The organism is Rubellimicrobium thermophilum DSM 16684 (assembly GCF_000442315.1).
GTDB classification, from domain to species: Bacteria; Pseudomonadota; Alphaproteobacteria; order Rhodobacterales; family Rhodobacteraceae; genus Rubellimicrobium; species Rubellimicrobium thermophilum.
The window spans coordinates 23,305-38,732 of sequence record NZ_KE557325.1 but is presented as its reverse complement, the minus strand read 5'-3'; the positions used below and the strand labels follow the sequence as shown (position 1 = coordinate 38,732).

Here is a 15,428-nt window from a genome sequence, read left to right as displayed (position 1 = left end):
GGGGGATGGTGGGCGACGAGGGATTCGAACCCCCGACTTCTTCCGTGTGAAGGAAGCACTCTACCACTGAGTTAGTCGCCCTTGCGGAGGCCGCTCTAGACTCTCCTGATGGCATCCGCAAGAGCCGGACCACGATTGACGTTCAGGCAAGCGGAGCCGTCCGCCCTGCCCGCCTCCTCGTCCGGGCCATCCTGGGGCATGGGCTGCCGGTTTCCCGACAGATCCTCTCCTGCCTTGCCGCAGACCCGCCCCCAGCCTGCCCCGTCATTCCCGCAAAACGGGCCGCCACCGACAGGCGGCGGCCCGACCCCGGGCGCGAGCCCCGGGCGCGAGGCTCAGTGCGCGATGGCCGCGGCGGCCTCCTCGGCGGCCTTGGCCCGGGCCGCAGCGGCAGCCTCCTCGGCCTCTTCGTCCCATTCGATGGGCTCGGGCTGGCGCACCAGCGCATGCCGGAGCACCTCGGAGACATGCTTGACAGGGATGATCGTCAGACCCTGTTTCACATTGTCCGGGATCTCGGGCAGGTCGCGCAGGTTCTCCTCCGGGATCAGCACCGTCTTGATGCCGCCGCGCAGGGCCGCCAGCAGCTTCTCCTTGAGGCCGCCGATGGCCAGCGCGTTGCCCCGCAGCGTCACCTCGCCGGTCATGGCGATATCCTTGCGCACCGGGATCTGCGTCAGGACCGAGACGATCGAGGTCACCATCGCCAGACCCGCCGAGGGCCCATCCTTGGGCGTCGCCCCTTCGGGGACATGCACATGGATGTCGATCCGGTCGAACTTGGGCGGCTTGATCCCGATCTGCGGCCCGATGGACCGCACATAGGACGCGGCCGCCTCGATCGATTCCTTCATCACGTCGCCGAGCTTGCCGGTCGTCTTCATGCGACCCTTGCCGGGCAGACGCAGCGCCTCGATCGAGAGCAGGTCCCCCCCCACGCTCGTCCAGGCCAGCCCCGTCACGACGCCGATCTGGTCCTCCTTCTCGGCAAGACCGTAACGGAACTTCTTGACGCCCAGGAACTCCTCGAGGTTCTCGGGCGTGACGACGACCTTGTCCGTCTCCTTCTTGACGATCCGCGTCGTCGCCTTGCGGGCGATCTTGGCGACCTCGCGCTCGAGGTTCCGCACCCCCGCCTCGCGCGTGTAGGTGCGGATAATCTCGTTGAGCGCCTCGTCCGAAATCTCCAGCTCGGCCGGTTTGAGCCCGTGGTTCTTCAGGACCTTGGGCAGCAGGTGACGACGGACGATCTCGCGCTTCTCGTCCTCGGTGTAGCCGGCCAGCGGAATGATCTCCATCCGGTCCATCAGCGGCCCCGGCATGTTGTAGGAATTGGCCGTGGTGATGAACATCACGTTGGAGAGGTCGTATTCCACCTCGAGATAGTGGTCCACGAAGGTCGAGTTCTGCTCGGGGTCGAGGACCTCGAGCAGGGCCGACGCCGGATCGCCGCGGAAGTCGTAGCCCATCTTGTCGATCTCATCGAGCAGGATGAGCGGGTTGACGGTCTTGGCCTTCTTCAGCGCCTGGATGATCTTGCCCGGCATGGAGCCGATATAGGTCCGCCGGTGGCCGCGGATCTCGGATTCGTCGCGCACCCCGCCAAGGCTGATGCGGATGAATTCGCGCCCCGTGGCCTTGGCGACGGACTTGCCCAAGCTCGTCTTGCCCACGCCGGGCGGGCCGACGAGGCAGAGGATCGGCCCCTTCAGCGTCTGGCTGCGGGCCTGCACGGCCAGATATTCGACGATCCGTTCCTTGACCTTCTCGAGGCCGTAATGATCGGCATCAAGGATCGCCTCGGCCTTGGCGATGTCCTTGCTGACGCGCGACTTCACGCCCCAGGGCACACCCAGGAGCCAGTCGAGATAGTTGCGCACCACCGTCGCTTCGGCCGACATCGGCGACATCGAGCGGAGCTTCTTGAGCTCGGCCTCGGCCTTTTCGCGTGCCTCCTTGGAGAGCTTCGTCTCCTTGATGCGCTTCTCGAGCTCGGCGACCTCGTTCTGGCCATCCTCGCCCTCGCCCAGCTCGCGCTGGATCGCCTTCATCTGCTCGTTGAGATAGTATTCGCGCTGCGTCTTCTCCATCTGGGACTTGACGCGCGACTTGATCTTCTTCTCGACTTGCAGGACCGACATCTCGCCCTGCATGAGGCCGAACACCTTCTCCAGCCGCTCGCTGATGACGAGCGTCTCGAGCAGATCCTGCTTCTGCTTCACATCGATGCCGAGATGGCCGGCAATCAGGTCCGAGAGTTTGGCCGGATCAACCGTCTCGGCGACGGTGGCGATGGCCTCCTCCGGGATGTTCTTCTTGATCTTGGCATAGCGCTCGAACTCCTGCCCCACGGAGCGCATCAGCGCCGTGATCACCTCTTCCTCGCCCCGGGTCTCCTCGAGCAGATCCACCCGCGCCTCGAAATGGCGGTCATTCGGGACAAAGCCGGTGATGCGCACGCGGCTGCGCCCCTCCACCAGCACCTTCACGGTGCCGTCGGGCAGCTTGAGAAGCTGGAGCACATTGGCGAGCACGCCGGTGCGGTAGATGCCATCCTCGCCGGGGTCGTCCACCCCGGCATCGATCTGGGAGGACAGCAGGATCTGCTTGTCCTCGGCCATCACCGCCTCGAGCGCGCGCACCGACTTCTCGCGGCCCACGAAGAGGGGCACGATCATGTGCGGGAACACCACGATGTCGCGCAGCGGCAGGACGGGATAGCTGGAGGCGGGGGATGCGGTCATTGGGAAGTCCTCAGTAGCGGAAGGCGGCGGCCCCGGTCGTCGGCGGCACTCGCCCTCCCCGGTCGATGACGGATAGTTGGGGGTTGGCAGAGGGGGTGTCAACCGCCTCACGGAACGGATGAAGGGGGGGCGCTGCCCCGTCCGGTTGGTTTTCCATGATCCTGCCTTCCTCTTCCGGCGATCCGCTGCGGGCGATCATCGCCCTTCTGCCGCCAGATCTACGGGCAGAAGGTTAATGATTTCCTGCAGGACCGCGCGCTCCGGGGGTGCTTCGCGCAACGGCCCGATCGGGGTCCGGACCCGGCGAATCACATCCTCTTGGGGAGATCTCAGAGCGGCTCGATATCGCCCTCGGCACGCAGCCTGTGGAACTCCGCCTCCCATGCGGCGAAGCGGCCGGCGGCGATGGCCGTGCGCATCTCCTGCATGAGTTGCTGGAAATAGTGGAGGTTGTGCCAGGTCAGGAGCATCCCTGCGATCATCTCGCCGGCGCGCACGACATGGTGAAGATAGGCGCGCGAATAGCCCCGACAGGCGGGGCAGGTGCAGGCCTCGTCGAGAGGGCGGGGATCCTCGGCATGGCGGGCATTGCGCAGATTCACCGGGCCGCGGCGTGTCCAGGCCTGGCCGGTGCGGCCCGACCGGGTGGGCAGGACACAATCCATCATGTCCACCCCACGCGCCACCGCCCCCACGATGTCGTCGGGCTTGCCCACGCCCATCAGATAGCGGGGGCGGTCCTGCGGCAGCAGGCCGGGGGCGTAGTCGAGCACCTCGAACATCGCCGCCTGTCCCTCGCCCACCGCAAGCCCGCCGATGGCATAGCCGTCAAAGCCGATGGCGCGCAGCGCCGCGGCCGATTCCTCGCGCAGCTCGCGCGTGACGCCGCCCTGCATGATGCCGAACAGCGCATGGCCGGGGCGATCGCCGAAAGCCTCGCGCGAGCGGGCCGCCCAGCGCATCGACAGGCGCATGGAGGCCGCCACGGCCTCTTCCGGGGCGGGCAGCGCCGGGCATTCGTCGAAGGCCATGACGATGTCGGACCCCAGAAGCCGCTGGATCTCCATGCTGCGTTCGGGCGTCAGGCGGTGGCGCGAGCCGTCGATATGGGAGGCGAAGGTTACGCCGTCCTCGTCGAGCCGGCGCAGGGCCGCCAGGGACATGACCTGGAACCCCCCCGAATCGGTCAGGATCGGGCCGTCCCAGTTCATGAAGCGATGCAGCCCGCCAAGACGCGCGATGCGTTCGGCGCCGGGCCGGAGCATGAGATGATAGGTATTGCCGAGAAGGATGTCCGCCCCGGTGGCGCGCACGCTCTGGGGCAGCATGGCCTTGACCGTCGCCGCCGTGCCGACGGGCATGAAGGCGGGCGTGCGGATCTCGCCGCGCGGGGTCTTCAGGACCCCGGTCCGTGCGCGCCCATCCGTCGCCGCGACCGTGAAGATGATCCCGCTGGCCATCCTCCCCTGCCTCCCGCCCATCCGATGTCTGCCGGTCCGTTCCGACCGCGGCGGCCTATCGCGCCGGCCGGGCGAAGGCAAATGGCGGAACGCCGCCCCGCCGGGCCGGGCGCTTTACGGATGCCGGACATTCCTTATATGAGCAGTCGGGATCACCGGGGAGCCTGACGATGTCCTGTCCCGAACCGAAGATCGAGGGAACCCCCCTCATCGCCCCTTCGACGACCGATCATCCGCTCTATCCGCAGGTCGTGGAGGCCTGCCGGACGGTCTATGATCCCGAGATCCCGGTCAACATCTTCGATCTCGGCCTCGTCTACACGGTGCGGATCGACGAGGAAGGCGCCGTGGAGATCGTCATGACGCTGACGGCGCCGGGCTGCCCCGTGGCCGGCGAAATGCCGGGATGGGTTGCCGATGCGGTGAGCGCGGTGCCGGGGGTGAAGCAGGTCGATGTGCAGATGACCTTCGAGCCGCAATGGGGCATGGACATGATGTCCGACGAGGCCCGGCTGGAACTCGGCTTCATGTAGTTCATGTCGGGGAAGGGCCGCTGCGGCACGGCAAGCCGGTCGGCGGGCACCGCATGACGCTTTGCGCAGGGGTCTGCCCGTGATAGACTTGGCCTGCAAGCGCCGCCGAGGGAGGCCTGTCCATGCGCCCCGTCCTGACGTCCCTCCTGATCGGCGCAGCCGGCATCGCCTCAGCCGAAGGGTATGCGATCTACGATCTGGGCGAGGTGGCCGATCGTCCCGCCTGCATGCATCGGGCCACCAAGGTCATGAACGCCTGGAACCGGCAGACCGGGGAACAGGGCATCCTCGATCCCACGGAGTGGATCGTCTATGGCTGGGACTTCGCACCCGGCGACAATGACGTGCTCATCATGTGCCCGGTCTTCCGCGACAGCTTTGTCAATGCCCTGCTGGTGGTGCATGGCGAAGGCACGGATCAGGAACGCGACAGGGTCGCCGACGGGATCGAGAGGCTGTGGAGCGGAGACAGCCCCTGATCCCTCTGCCCCGGCGAAAAACGGCCCGGGGCCGAAGGCGCCGGGCCGAGTCTCTCGGGAATGGCGGATGAGCTCCGCGCCGGGCTGCCCCTATTTCGCCGGGGCGATCATCATGACCATCTGACGGCCTTCGAGCCGCGGGAAGGATTCGATCCGGCCCTGATTCTTCACATCCTCGGCGACCCGGTCCAGCAGGGCCTTGCCCAGATCCTGATGGGCCATCTCGCGCCCGCGGAAGCGGAGGGTGACCTTCACCTTGTCCCCTTCCTCGAGGAACTTGTGGACCGAACGCATCTTGACCTCATAGTCATGCGTGTCGGTGCCGGGGCGGAACTTGACCTCCTTGATCTCGATGACCTTCTGGTTCTTGCGCGCTTCGGCTTCCTTCTTCTGGGTCTCGTATTTCCACTTGCCGAAGTCCATGATCTTGCAGACGGGGGGCGTGGCCGTAGGCGAGATCTCCACGAGATCGAGCCCTGCATCCTCGGCCAGGGTAAGCGCCCGGTCGGGCGACATGATGCCGAGATTTTCGCCCTTGGGCCCGATCACGCGGATATCGCCCCCCCTCAGGAGGCGTTCGTTCACGCGGGGGCCGGTCTCGCGCACCGGGGGTGCGTTGTGGGGTCTGCGTCCTATGGCTGTAATCCTTCGCTTGTGGCCGGAAAATCAGGCCTCCAAGATAGTCGGAGAGCCGTTCTGCTTCAAGCCCGCAAGGGCCGGGGACAGAGGCCGGCATCCGGGACCGGAAGCCGGGACCGGGTCGGCAGGGCCGTAGCCTTTCCAAGCCCGGACGCATCTGACATAGAGAAGGTCGAGGACCGGCAGGGGCCGGTCGCAGGGATTGTGGAAGGACCATCTCGATGATCCGCATCATCGCCATCGTTGTGGTGATCGCCGCTGCGGTGATCGCCTATCTCTACAGCCGCAGCGACGATGTTGTCGTGAACGACCAGCCGGCCGCGACGGAGCCCGCTGACGCCGCAGCCGAGGAAGCCGCACCGGCGGAGGCCGAACCCGTGACCGAGGACGCGGCAGCCGAGCCGACCGAAGCCCCCGCGACCGAGCCGGCGCCCGAAGCGGCGCCCGAAGCCACCGAGGCCGGAGCCACCGAACCGGCCGCCGAGCCCGCCGCAGAACCCGCCGCAGAACCCGCGACCGAGCCGGCGGCGACCGAGCCGGCCGCCACGGAAGCCACTGCGCAGCCCGAAGCCACCGCCACAGAACCGGCCGCCACCGAGGCCACGGCGACGGAGGCCACGGCGACGGAGGCCACGGCGACGGAGGCCGCAACCACGGCCGACACCGCCCAGCCCGCGGCGGCCCCGGCCGATCTCGATGCGCTTCTCGATCCGGCCAATCTCGATGTCGCGGCGGTGACGGCCGCGATCGAGGCCTCTTCCCTGCCCGCGGATCAGAAGACCCAGCTCGTGCAGGCGCTGACGCAAGCGGCGAACAGCCCCTCGCTGCTGCCCGCCGTGCTCGATCGCATCCGCATGGCCCTGACGGGCGCGCAATAAGCGCCCGCCTTCTCCCCGTCACCGGACAGGGAAACGCCGCGGAGTCCCCCTCCGCGGCGTCTTGCTGTCCTCCCGATGCAACCGGCCGTCCCTCGGGTACGGGACCCGGTCCGGATCAGACCCCGTCGCCGACGAAGGCCTTTTCGACAACGAATTCGCGGGGTTCGCTGTTGGCCCCTTCCCGCAGACCGGCCTTTTCCAGAAGCGCCTTGATGTCGAGATTGAAGGCCAGGCTGCCGCAGACCATCGCCCGGTCCACCGCCGGATCGAGCGGGGGCAGCCCCAGATCGCGGAAGATCTCGCCCGATTCGATCAGGGTCGTGATGCGGCCCATCTTCGCCGAGGCTTCGCGCGTGGTGGTGGGATAATAGCGCAGGCGGTCACCGACCATCTCGCCGATGAGGGGATCCTCGCGGAGGGATTCGACGATCTCGCGGCCATAGGTCAGTTCCGCCACCTCGCGGCAGGTATGGGTGACGACGACCTCCTCGTATTTCTCCCAGGTCTCCGGATCGCGCAGGAGCGAGGCAAAGGGCGCAAAACCCGTCCCCGTGGCGAAGAGCCACAGGCGCCGCCCCGGCAGCAGCGCGTCATGGACCAGCGTGCCCACGGGCTTGGGCCGCAGGATGATCGCATCGCCCGGTCGGATATGCTGCAGGCGGGAGGTCAGGGGGCCGTCCGGCACCTTGATCGAGTAGAATTCGAGCTCGTCATCCCAGGCCGGCGACGCGATAGAATAGGCGCGCAGCAGCGGCCGGCCATTCTCGCCCGGTAGGCCGATCATCACGAATTCGCCCGAGCGGAAGCGCAGGGAGCGCGGCCGCGTGCAGCGGAAGGCGAAGAGGCGGTCCGTATAATGACGGACCTCTGTCACGATCTGCGCATCCGGCAGGTTGAGGGGGCGGCCTCCTTGACGGGGGTCTGGTCGGTCATGGCTCCTCGCGGCGCGCTCGTTGCGGCGCGTCTCCTACTGTGTCCCCAGGGGGACGGACAATGCGTCTCAGGCGCACAGGGGGGCCCGCAGACGGGCCTGATACCAGTGATCGCGCCAGTTGGCCCGGGCGAGCCACTGGTCCTGCGGCTGACGGGCGGCCAGGGCCTCGTCGATCTCGACCTCGTCGAAGCCGGAGCGGCGGCACATGGCATACTGATCGGCCAGCACATGGCCCGCGGCGCGCAGCCGCCCGGCATAGCCGCAGCGGCGCAGATCGCGCGCATGGGAGAAGCCGCGCCCGTCGGCGAAGACCGGAAAGCGGATGCGGATCAGCCCGATCCGCCCCAGAAGGGGGATGAGGGCACCGGGGTCATCGGCCGGGCCGATCTCGATCCCCTCGCCGTCCTTCAGGGCTTCCACCCCCTCCAGCGGGTGGATGGGCCTTGCAAAGTCGTCGGCCGCGAAACCCCTATCGGTCACGATGATCGTCATGGATCCTCCTCAGGCCGCCACGGAACCGCCCCGCAGGATCCGGCCATCCACGATATGGATGCCGCATTCCGTCTTGTCGAGGTTGCGCCAGCGGCCGGCACGGGGGTCTTCTCCCTCATTCACCCGGGTCGTGCAGGGGGCGCAGCCGATGGACGGATAGCCCTTCGCCACAAGCGGATGGCGCGGCAGGCGGTTCTCCTCGATATAGTCCTGCACGTCGCGGCTGGTCCAGTGCGCGAGCGGATTCACCTTGATGCGCAGATCGCCTTCGGCCTCGAAGAACTCGAGCGCCGCGCGCGCCCCGCCCTGATAGCGCTTGCGCCCCGTGATCCAGGCATCGAAATCCAGCAGCGCCCGCTGGAGCGGTTCGGTCTTGCGCAGGGTGCAGCAGGCATCCGGGTCCACCCGATGCAGCAGGCCATCCTTGTCGCGCGCGGTGATGTCCTCCTGCCGGGCGCGGATGACCCGGACATCGGTCAGCCGCAGCCGCTCGGTCAGTTCGAGCTGATAGGCGAGCGTTTCGGCAAACAGCATCTCGGTATCGATGAACAGGACCGGCAGATGGCGGTCCGTCACCGCGACCATATGCAGCAGCACGACCGACTCGGCCCCGAAGGAGGACACCAGGGCCAGACGCCCGACCTCCGGATCCTCCATCGCATGGCGCAGCACGGCGATGGCGCCATGATGGCGGTAGCGCGCATTGAGCGCGGCCGCCCGTTCGGCGACCGGGTTCAGACCCGTTCCCGAGGGACGATGGGCGGTCTCAGGCCGCATCGCGCGCCTCCGTGCCGTAGAGGAAGCCCTTGAAGGGTTCGAGGCCGACGCGGCGGACCGTCTGGAGGAAGGTCTCCTCGGCGTCCCGCCGGATCGCAAGATAGCCCAGCACGAGCCGTTCGACGGCGCCGACGATCTCCTCGGCCGGGAAGCCGGGCCCCATCTTCTCGCCGAGGGAGGCCGTCTCCGTCCCGTCGCCGCCCAGCGTGATCTGGTAGTTCTCCACGCCCGCGCGGTCGAGCCCGAGGATGCCGATATGCCCCACATGGTGATGGCCGCAGGCATTGATGCAGCCCGAGATCTTGATCTTGAGCGGACCGACCTCATGCTCGATGTCCAGCTCCTCGAAGCGGCGGGCGATCGCCTGCGCGACGGGGATGGAACGGGCCGTGGCGAGGGCGCAGTAGTCCATGCCGGGGCAGGCGATGATGTCGGAGACGAGGCCGACATTCGCCGTGGCCAGATCCGCCTCGCGCAGGCGCTGCCAGATCGCGGGCAGATCCGAGCGGTGGACATGCGGCAGGACGATGTTCTGTTCGTGCGAGACGCGCAGCTCGCCATGGCCGTAGGCCTCGGCCAGATCGGCCATCACCCGCATCTGATGCGCGGTCGCATCGCCGGGGGTGGCGCCGGGCTTCTTGAGCGAGATGGTGACGATGGCATAGCCCGGCGCGCGATGCGGATGGAGATTGGTATCCGTCCAGGCGCGGAAGGCCGGATTGGCGGCGCGGAAGGCCTCGTATTCGTCAAGGGGCGCCTCGCGAAAGGCCGGGGGGGCGAAATGGCGCTCGATCTCGGCCAGAAGCGCGCGATCGGCCCCCTTCCATTCGCTGCGCAGACGGGCGAAGCGCTTCTCCACCTCGGCGCGGAAGGCGTCCAGACCGTTCTCGAAGACGGTGATCTTGATGCGGGCCTTGTACTTGTTGTCGCGCCGGCCCTTGAGGTTGTAGGCGCCGAGGATGGCCTCGACATAGGGCAGCAGGTCCTCGGCCGGCAGGAAGTCCCGGATCACCTGGCCCAGCATCGGCGTCCGCCCGAGGCCGCCGCCGACCAGCACCTCATAGCCCGGCTCTCCGGCGGCATTGCGGATCATGCGCAGCCCGATGTCATGGGCGCGCGTCACCGCCCGGTCATTCGGAGAGCCGGTGATGGCGATCTTGAACTTGCGCGGCAGGAACTGGAATTCCGGGTGATCGGTGGACCACTGGCGCAGCAGCTCGGCCACCGGGCGGGGATCGGCGATCTCGTCGGCGGCGGCGCCGGCGAAATGGTCGGCGGTCACGTTGCGCACGCAGTTGCCGGATGTCTGGATGGCATGCATCCCCACATCCGCCAGCGCATCGAGGATGTCGGGCACATCCTTCAGGCGCGGCCAGTTGAACTGGATGTTCTGGCGCGTGGTGAAATGGCCATAGCCCCGGTCCCAGCGTTCGGCGATGTCGGCCAGACGCCGCATCTGATCCACCCGCAGCGTCCCATAGGGGATGGCCACGCGCAGCATGTAGGCGTGAAGCTGCAGATAGAGACCGTTCATCAGCCGCAGCGGGCGGAATTCGTCCTCGGTGAGCGAACCGTCGATGCGCCGTTCCACCTGGGCGCGGAACTGGCGGACACGCTCCCGCACGAAGGCTTCGTCGAAGTCGTTGTACCTATACATGGGTCGTCTCGTCGCCAGGGATACGGCCACGGGGGATGAGGCCCTCGGCCTGCTTGCCGTGGCGATAGTTGCTGGGGCCGCGGGTGCGGAAGGCCTCGCGGAAATGGACGGGCACCGGACCGGTGGGCGAGGGCGCGGCATCCACCAGCTCGGGCCCCACGACGAGATGCGACTGCCCCTTCGCGAACAGCAGGCGAAGCTGGGCATGGGCCTCGTCCTCGATCAGTTCGGCTTCGGCCATGTCGGGGGACCAGCGGTCGTCCTCGGTCAGCCAGACGGCATCGCCCTCGATCAGGCGGTTGGCCGTGACGACCTTGGGGGTGAAGCGGCGGCTCATCGGGCAGCCTCCTGGAGCGAAGCGGAAAGCGCCGGCTCGGCCCGGCGCGGCACAAGACCGAAGAGGATCAGGGCGGGCCCCTCGAAGGCCGCCCGCGTCAGCGCCGGTTCCAGATCGCTGAGCGTGGTGGAGAGGATCTGCTGATCGGGGCGGCTCGCGCTGGCCACGACGGTGACGGGTGTCGCCGGATCGGCACCATGCATCAGCAGGCGCCCCTGCAGGAAGCGGGCGGCCCGCTTGCCCATGTAGATCGCCGCGACCTCGCCCGCTCGCGCCAGGGCCCGCCAGTCGTGATCGGCAAATCCCTTCATGTCATGGCCCGTCAGGAAGCGGACGGCCGAATTGCGTCCCCGGGCCGTCAGCGACTGGCCGATGACCGCCACGGCGGCGGAGGCGGCCGTGATGCCCGGAACGATGGCCCAGTCGATCCCTGCGGCCTCGACGGCGGCGATCTCCTCGTCGAGGCGGCCGAACAGGGTGGGGTCCCCGGATTTCAGACGCACGACATGCAGGCCGCGAGCCGCATGGGCGACCAGCATGGCATTGATGGCCGCCTGCGGGGTTGACGGACCGAAGCCCTCCTTGCCGGCATCGATGATCGTCGCCTCGCGCCGGGCCAGATCGAGGATCGCCGGCGGCACGAGACGGTCATGGATCACGACATCGGCGGCATCGAGCGCGCGACGCGCCCGCAGGGTCAGCAGGTCCGGGTCGCCGGGTCCGGCCCCGACGAAATCCACGCGGCCGGCGGCGGGCGCTGCGGTCAGATGGTCGGCCAGAAGGCGCCGCAGCGCCGGCAGGACGGCCGCCTCGCCCCCCTGCGAAAGGGCCTCGGGCCCGGCGCGATCATAGAAGGCCCCCCAGAAATCGCGCCGCGGCCGGCCGAAGGGCAGCGCCTCGGCGGCGTGGCGGAACCCTCTGGCGATCCGGGCGAGGATCCCCAGCGCGGAGGGCAGGCGCTCCTCGATCTCGGCCTTGATGCGCCGGGCAAGGACGGGCGCCGCCCCTTCGGTACCGATCGCCACGACGACCGGATCGCGATCGACGATGGCCGGGGTGATGAAGGCGGAACGATCGAGATCGTCCACGATGTTGTGGGGCACGCCGGCTTCTGTTGCCAGGGCGGCCAGACGCGCATCGAGCAGATCGTCCTCCTCGGCCCCGTAGGCCAGGACGGCCCCGGCCAGATCCGTCGCCTCCGGCCGCCGGCGGAGGAGGCGGATACGCCCCTCGGCGGCCAGGGCCTCGATCTCGGGCAGGGGCGCCTCGGCATGGACATCGATCTGCGCCTCGGTCTTCAGCAGAAGGCGCAGCTTGGCCAGGGCGGCCTCGCCACCGCCCGCAACGACGATCCGCCGCCCGGCGACCGCCATGAAGATCGGGAAATGCCGCATCGCGCCTGACCCTCTGCTTGCCGCGGCAATATAGGACAATGTTCCGATCATTTGCCATTGCAGCACACAAATAAGGAATTATTCTTACAGAAGTTCATTCATCAGGGAATTTTTCCTGAACCGAGAGGAGGGGGCGGATGACATTCCGTCTGGACGAGACGGACCGGAAAATCCTCATCGAGCTGCAGCGCGATGCAGGCCGCTCGCTCGAGGAGATCGCGCGCGCCGTGGGCTCATCCAAGACGCCGGTCTGGAACCGCATCCGCAAGCTGCGCGAGGCGGGAATCATCGGGCAGCAGACGGTGCTGCTCGATGCCGAAAAGCTGGGCTTCGAGGCGACCTTCTTCGTGCTGATCCGCACGAGCGAGCACGAGGCCGAATGGCAGCGCCGCTTCCTGGCGGCCCTGAGGGCGCGCCCCGAAGTGATGGAGGCGCACCGCCTGGCGGGGGATATCGACTACATCCTCAAGGTCCGGGTCCGCAATGCGCGGGCCTATGATGCCTTCTATCAGGCGCTCATCTCGGAGGTGCGCATCTATAACGTCACCGCCCTGCTCAGCATGGAGGAGATCAAGAACACCGTGGCCCTGCCCCTCTAGGGCGGGGATCATCCCCCGGCGGCGGGCAGCTCGAGGCGGGCGAGCAGGCCGCCTTCGGGCGCCTCTCCCAGAATCAGGCGGCCGCCGCAGGCCTCGGCACGGTCGGCGGCGATGGCAAGGCCCAGGCCATGGCCGGACTGATCGAGCCGGGCGCCGCGGGTCATGAGGCGGCTGCGCTCGACCTCGGGGATGCCGGGGCCGTCATCGGCAATCTCGAGGATCAGCCGCCCCGCCTCGCCACGGGCGGTCAGCCGCACCGCGCCGCGGGCCCATTTGACGGCATTCTCGGCCAGGGTTCCGATCATCTCGGCCAGATCCTCGGCATCGCCGCGAAAGGCCGGCGCATCCCCGGCCTCGACGCGCAGGGTCACGCCGCGGCGCCGGGCCTCGGGGGCGAGGACGAGCGCGACATCCTCCAGCACCGGCAAGACGGGGGCACGGGCGGCAGGATCGGCAGACCGGCCGGCCGCGCGGGCCCGCGTGAGATGCCAGCGCAGGATGCGCTCCATGCGGTCGAGCACGGCACGGTCCGCAGGCCCGACGCGGTTCGCAAGAACCGCAAGCGGGGTCTTGAGCGCATGGGCCAGGTCGGCGGCCTCGGCGCGGGCACGGGCGATCTGGTCGCGGTTGGCGGCGATCAGCCGCCCGAGCTCGGCTGCCAGGGGGGCCAGTTCGGCCGTGCGGGGCTCGGGCAGGTCGTGGCCCTGTCCTTCGCGCAGCCGTGCCACGGCCCGGGCAAAGCGGGTGAGGTCGACCAACCCGGCCCGGACCGCGACGATCTGCGTCCCCATCAGCGCCAGAGCCAGCAAGGCAAAGGTCAGCGCCAGGGGCCGGTTCAGCGCGGCCAGCTCCTCCGTCGCCTCGGCCGCGGGCAGCCCGACAGAGACGATCAGCGGGCGGCCGTCACCTGGCGCGGTAAAGGTCTCGTGATACAGGATCAGGGCCTGCCCGTCGGCCGCCGCCATCGTCCCCCGCGGGCCGAGATCGGCCGACAGCAGCGAAGGAGAGCGGGCCAGCACTGTCCGGCCATCCGCGATCTGCCAGACCCAGCCTGACAGCGGCTGGCCGAAGCGCGGATCCGCCGGCGGCGGATCGACCAGGAATTCGCCGCTCGTCTCGTCCCATCCCGCCGCCGCCATGAGGCCGAGGGCCTGGGCCCGCAGTTCCGTCTGGATGCGCCGTTCGACGAACTCGGCCAGCTGCAGGCTCAGCAGCCACCAGGCCCCCGCCAGCGCCAGTGCCGTCAGCCCCCGCCGGCGATCAGCAGCCGCGCACGGATCGAATGCAGCGTCATTCCGGATCGCCGGGCAGAAGCCGCCAGCCCTCGCCGCGCCGCGTCTCGATGCGCCCCTCGCCGATCTTGCGCCTGAGCCGCCCGATCAGCACCTCGATGGAGCGGAAGTCGCGATCGGTCTCGCCGTCATAGAGCTGCTCGGCCAGATCGGTCCGGCTGACGGGGCGGCCGAGATTGAGCATGAGCTGGCGCAGGATCCTCGTCTCGAAGGCCGTCAGTTTCAGCGGCAGGCCGTCCAGCGTGGCGAGGCCCGTGGCCGTATCGAAGACCAGCGAGCCGGCTGCAATCTCGGGGCTGGCATGTCCGGCCGCGCGGCGCAGCAGGGCCGCAAGGCGCAGCACCACCTCCTCCATGCGGAAGGGCTTGAGCACATAGTCGTCCGCCCCGGCGCGGAAGCCCGCCACCTTGTCGGCAAAGGCATCGCGGGCGGTCAGGATCAGCACCGGAAAGCCCAGCCCCTGCGCCCGCCAGGATTTCAGCACCGCGATCCCGTCCATCCCCGGCAAGCCGAGATCGAGCACCGCGGCCGAGACCTGCTCGGTCGCGCCCAGAAAGTCGCCGGTCTCGCCGTCATGGGCGGTCTCGACGGTATAGCCGGCCTCTTCCAGTGCCGCACCGATCTGGGAGGCCAGATCCACGTCATCTTCAACCACCAGCACCTTCATGAATCCTCCTCCGGCAGGATGCGCGCCTCGATCTGGCCCACGCCGCGCACCTCGAGGAACAGGCAGCCGGGGCCGGTGAGACGGATTTCGAGCACATTGCCCGCCGGCGTGCGCCAACGCAGTTCCTGCACCCTGCCGCTCTGGCGCTCCTCGATCCGGAGGGCCTCGCCCCGGTAGCGGGCCGCGGCACAGGCCAGCGCGGCCTCGGGCGTCAGCGGGGAGGTCCCGGGCGGCGGCACGGGTTCGGCCAGGGCGGCCAGGGCGGCCATCCCGATCAGCCCGAAGAGGATTACCAAGCGGCGCATGACCGCCATGATAGAGGCCCAAACTCAACCGCACCTCAACTGCCATCAGGCATGAACAGCCCATGCCGGATTGCCCGTCGGCCCAGGCCCCTCGCCTCTTTCCACCCCGTCTTTCGTCGCAGGGCGTATCCGGGCCATCCGGAACCGGGCCCGATCCCGTTGCGCGGGGTTCCAAACCGGGCCCAAGGGGAACGCGGACTGCCTGCTCCGGGGGCAGAAAGCGCCATTCCGCACAAGGTTT

General features: G+C 68.5%; 16 protein-coding genes and 1 tRNA gene. 4 read left to right on the top strand and 13 right to left on the bottom strand.

Features of this window, described 5'->3' with window-relative positions:
• Positions 1-6: 6 nt before the first annotated feature.
• The 3 genes from RUTHE_RS14435 to tgt all read right to left on the bottom strand — a co-directional run bounded on the left by RUTHE_RS14435 (position 7) and on the right by tgt (position 4,204).
• Positions 7-81, bottom strand: a tRNA-Val gene (locus RUTHE_RS14435).
• A 254-nt stretch (positions 82-335) separates the two neighbouring features.
• Positions 336-2,744: an endopeptidase La gene (gene lon, locus RUTHE_RS14430; RefSeq protein WP_021099223.1), complete on the bottom strand. Its 2,409-nt coding sequence runs from the start codon at positions 2,742-2,744 to the stop codon at positions 336-338.
• Positions 2,745-3,073: 329 nt separating this feature from the next.
• On the bottom strand, positions 3,074-4,204 hold the full coding sequence (gene tgt, locus RUTHE_RS14425; protein ID WP_021099221.1) for a tRNA guanosine(34) transglycosylase Tgt: 1,131 nt from the start codon (positions 4,202-4,204) through the stop codon (positions 3,074-3,076).
• A 170-nt stretch (positions 4,205-4,374) separates the two neighbouring features.
• Here tgt and RUTHE_RS14420 point away from each other — a divergent pair, with 170 nt between their 5' ends.
• Together RUTHE_RS14420 and RUTHE_RS14415 are read left to right on the top strand one after the other, a co-directional pair.
• Entirely contained in the window at positions 4,375-4,737 is a 363-nt protein-coding gene (locus RUTHE_RS14420; protein ID WP_021099220.1) for an SUF system Fe-S cluster assembly protein, read from the top strand.
• Between the two features lie 122 nt (positions 4,738-4,859).
• On the top strand, positions 4,860-5,216 hold the full coding sequence (locus RUTHE_RS14415) for a hypothetical protein (protein WP_021099219.1): 357 nt from the start codon (positions 4,860-4,862) through the stop codon (positions 5,214-5,216).
• A gap of 90 nt (positions 5,217-5,306) precedes the next feature.
• Here RUTHE_RS14415 and infC read toward each other — a convergent pair whose 3' ends face one another.
• A complete protein-coding gene (gene infC, locus RUTHE_RS14410; RefSeq protein ID WP_245542263.1) occupies positions 5,307-5,801 on the bottom strand; it encodes a translation initiation factor IF-3 in 495 nt (164 codons plus the stop codon).
• Positions 5,802-6,076: 275 nt separating this feature from the next.
• On the opposite strand from infC, the gene RUTHE_RS15675 reads away from it, so the two are divergent.
• Positions 6,077-6,733: a hypothetical protein gene (locus RUTHE_RS15675; protein WP_021099217.1), complete on the top strand. Its 657-nt coding sequence runs from the start codon at positions 6,077-6,079 to the stop codon at positions 6,731-6,733.
• 115 nt (positions 6,734-6,848) lie between these two features.
• On the opposite strand, the gene RUTHE_RS14400 is transcribed toward RUTHE_RS15675, so the two are convergent.
• From RUTHE_RS14400 to cysG, 6 genes are all read right to left on the bottom strand, one after another.
• Entirely contained in the window at positions 6,849-7,625 is a 777-nt protein-coding gene (locus RUTHE_RS14400) for a ferredoxin--NADP reductase (RefSeq protein ID WP_040646010.1), read from the bottom strand.
• A 108-nt stretch (positions 7,626-7,733) separates the two neighbouring features.
• Positions 7,734-8,159, bottom strand: coding sequence for a DUF934 domain-containing protein (locus RUTHE_RS14395; RefSeq protein ID WP_021099215.1), 426 nt, complete (start codon positions 8,157-8,159; stop codon positions 7,734-7,736).
• A 9-nt stretch (positions 8,160-8,168) separates the two neighbouring features.
• Positions 8,169-8,936, bottom strand: a complete 768-nt coding sequence (locus RUTHE_RS14390; RefSeq protein WP_021099214.1) for a phosphoadenylyl-sulfate reductase — start codon at positions 8,934-8,936, stop codon at positions 8,169-8,171.
• Complete coding sequence (locus tag RUTHE_RS14385; protein ID WP_021099213.1) at positions 8,926-10,593, bottom strand: nitrite/sulfite reductase; 1,668 nt, start codon at positions 10,591-10,593, stop codon at positions 8,926-8,928. Before RUTHE_RS14385 ends, RUTHE_RS14390 begins: the two co-directional genes overlap by 11 nt.
• Positions 10,586-10,930 (bottom strand): DUF2849 domain-containing protein, encoded by a 345-nt coding sequence (locus RUTHE_RS14380; RefSeq protein ID WP_021099212.1) that lies wholly within the window; start codon positions 10,928-10,930, stop codon positions 10,586-10,588. Before RUTHE_RS14380 ends, RUTHE_RS14385 begins: the two co-directional genes overlap by 8 nt.
• A complete protein-coding gene (gene cysG / locus RUTHE_RS14375) occupies positions 10,927-12,324 on the bottom strand; it encodes a siroheme synthase CysG (RefSeq protein WP_021099211.1) in 1,398 nt (465 codons plus the stop codon). Before cysG ends, RUTHE_RS14380 begins: the two co-directional genes overlap by 4 nt.
• A 137-nt stretch (positions 12,325-12,461) precedes the next feature.
• On the opposite strand from cysG, the gene RUTHE_RS14370 reads away from it, so the two are divergent.
• Complete coding sequence (locus RUTHE_RS14370; RefSeq protein ID WP_021099210.1) at positions 12,462-12,923, top strand: Lrp/AsnC family transcriptional regulator; 462 nt, start codon at positions 12,462-12,464, stop codon at positions 12,921-12,923.
• 8 nt (positions 12,924-12,931) lie between these two features.
• Here the strand turns inward: RUTHE_RS14370 and RUTHE_RS14365 are convergent, their stop codons facing one another.
• From RUTHE_RS14365 to RUTHE_RS14355, 3 genes are all read right to left on the bottom strand, one after another.
• Positions 12,932-14,062: a sensor histidine kinase gene (locus RUTHE_RS14365; RefSeq protein WP_021099209.1), complete on the bottom strand. Its 1,131-nt coding sequence runs from the start codon at positions 14,060-14,062 to the stop codon at positions 12,932-12,934.
• Positions 14,063-14,213: 151 nt separating this feature from the next.
• The gene (locus RUTHE_RS14360) at positions 14,214-14,882 is read right to left on the bottom strand and encodes a response regulator transcription factor (RefSeq protein ID WP_021099208.1); all 669 of its coding nucleotides are present in this window, start codon (positions 14,880-14,882) and stop codon (positions 14,214-14,216) included.
• Positions 14,879-15,187: a hypothetical protein gene (locus RUTHE_RS14355; RefSeq protein WP_040646037.1), complete on the bottom strand. Its 309-nt coding sequence runs from the start codon at positions 15,185-15,187 to the stop codon at positions 14,879-14,881. The genes RUTHE_RS14360 and RUTHE_RS14355 overlap by 4 nt, the downstream gene beginning before the upstream one ends.
• Positions 15,188-15,428: the final 241 nt, after the last annotated feature.

Coding starts and splice junctions, on each gene's coding strand:
- RUTHE_RS14420 (WP_021099220.1), top strand. CDS start 4,375: ATGTCCTGTCCCGAACCGAAGATCGAGGGAACCCCCCTCATCGCCCCT.
- RUTHE_RS14360 (WP_021099208.1), bottom strand. CDS start 14,882: ATGAAGGTGCTGGTGGTTGAAGATGACGTGGATCTGGCCTCCCAGATC.
- RUTHE_RS14395 (WP_021099215.1), bottom strand. CDS start 8,159: ATGACGATCATCGTGACCGATAGGGGTTTCGCGGCCGACGACTTTGCA.
- cysG (WP_021099211.1), bottom strand. CDS start 12,324: ATGCGGCATTTCCCGATCTTCATGGCGGTCGCCGGGCGGCGGATCGTC.
- RUTHE_RS14390 (WP_021099214.1), bottom strand. CDS start 8,936: ATGCGGCCTGAGACCGCCCATCGTCCCTCGGGAACGGGTCTGAACCCG.
- tgt (WP_021099221.1), bottom strand. CDS start 4,204: ATGGCCAGCGGGATCATCTTCACGGTCGCGGCGACGGATGGGCGCGCA.
- RUTHE_RS14370 (WP_021099210.1), top strand. CDS start 12,462: ATGACATTCCGTCTGGACGAGACGGACCGGAAAATCCTCATCGAGCTG.
- RUTHE_RS14380 (WP_021099212.1), bottom strand. CDS start 10,930: ATGAGCCGCCGCTTCACCCCCAAGGTCGTCACGGCCAACCGCCTGATC.
- lon (WP_021099223.1), bottom strand. CDS start 2,744: ATGACCGCATCCCCCGCCTCCAGCTATCCCGTCCTGCCGCTGCGCGAC.
- RUTHE_RS14415 (WP_021099219.1), top strand. CDS start 4,860: ATGCGCCCCGTCCTGACGTCCCTCCTGATCGGCGCAGCCGGCATCGCC.
- RUTHE_RS14365 (WP_021099209.1), bottom strand. CDS start 14,062: ATGGCGGCGGCGGGATGGGACGAGACGAGCGGCGAATTCCTGGTCGAT.
- RUTHE_RS14385 (WP_021099213.1), bottom strand. CDS start 10,593: ATGTATAGGTACAACGACTTCGACGAAGCCTTCGTGCGGGAGCGTGTC.
- RUTHE_RS14355 (WP_040646037.1), bottom strand. CDS start 15,187: ATGCGCCGCTTGGTAATCCTCTTCGGGCTGATCGGGATGGCCGCCCTG.
- RUTHE_RS15675 (WP_021099217.1), top strand. CDS start 6,077: ATGATCCGCATCATCGCCATCGTTGTGGTGATCGCCGCTGCGGTGATC.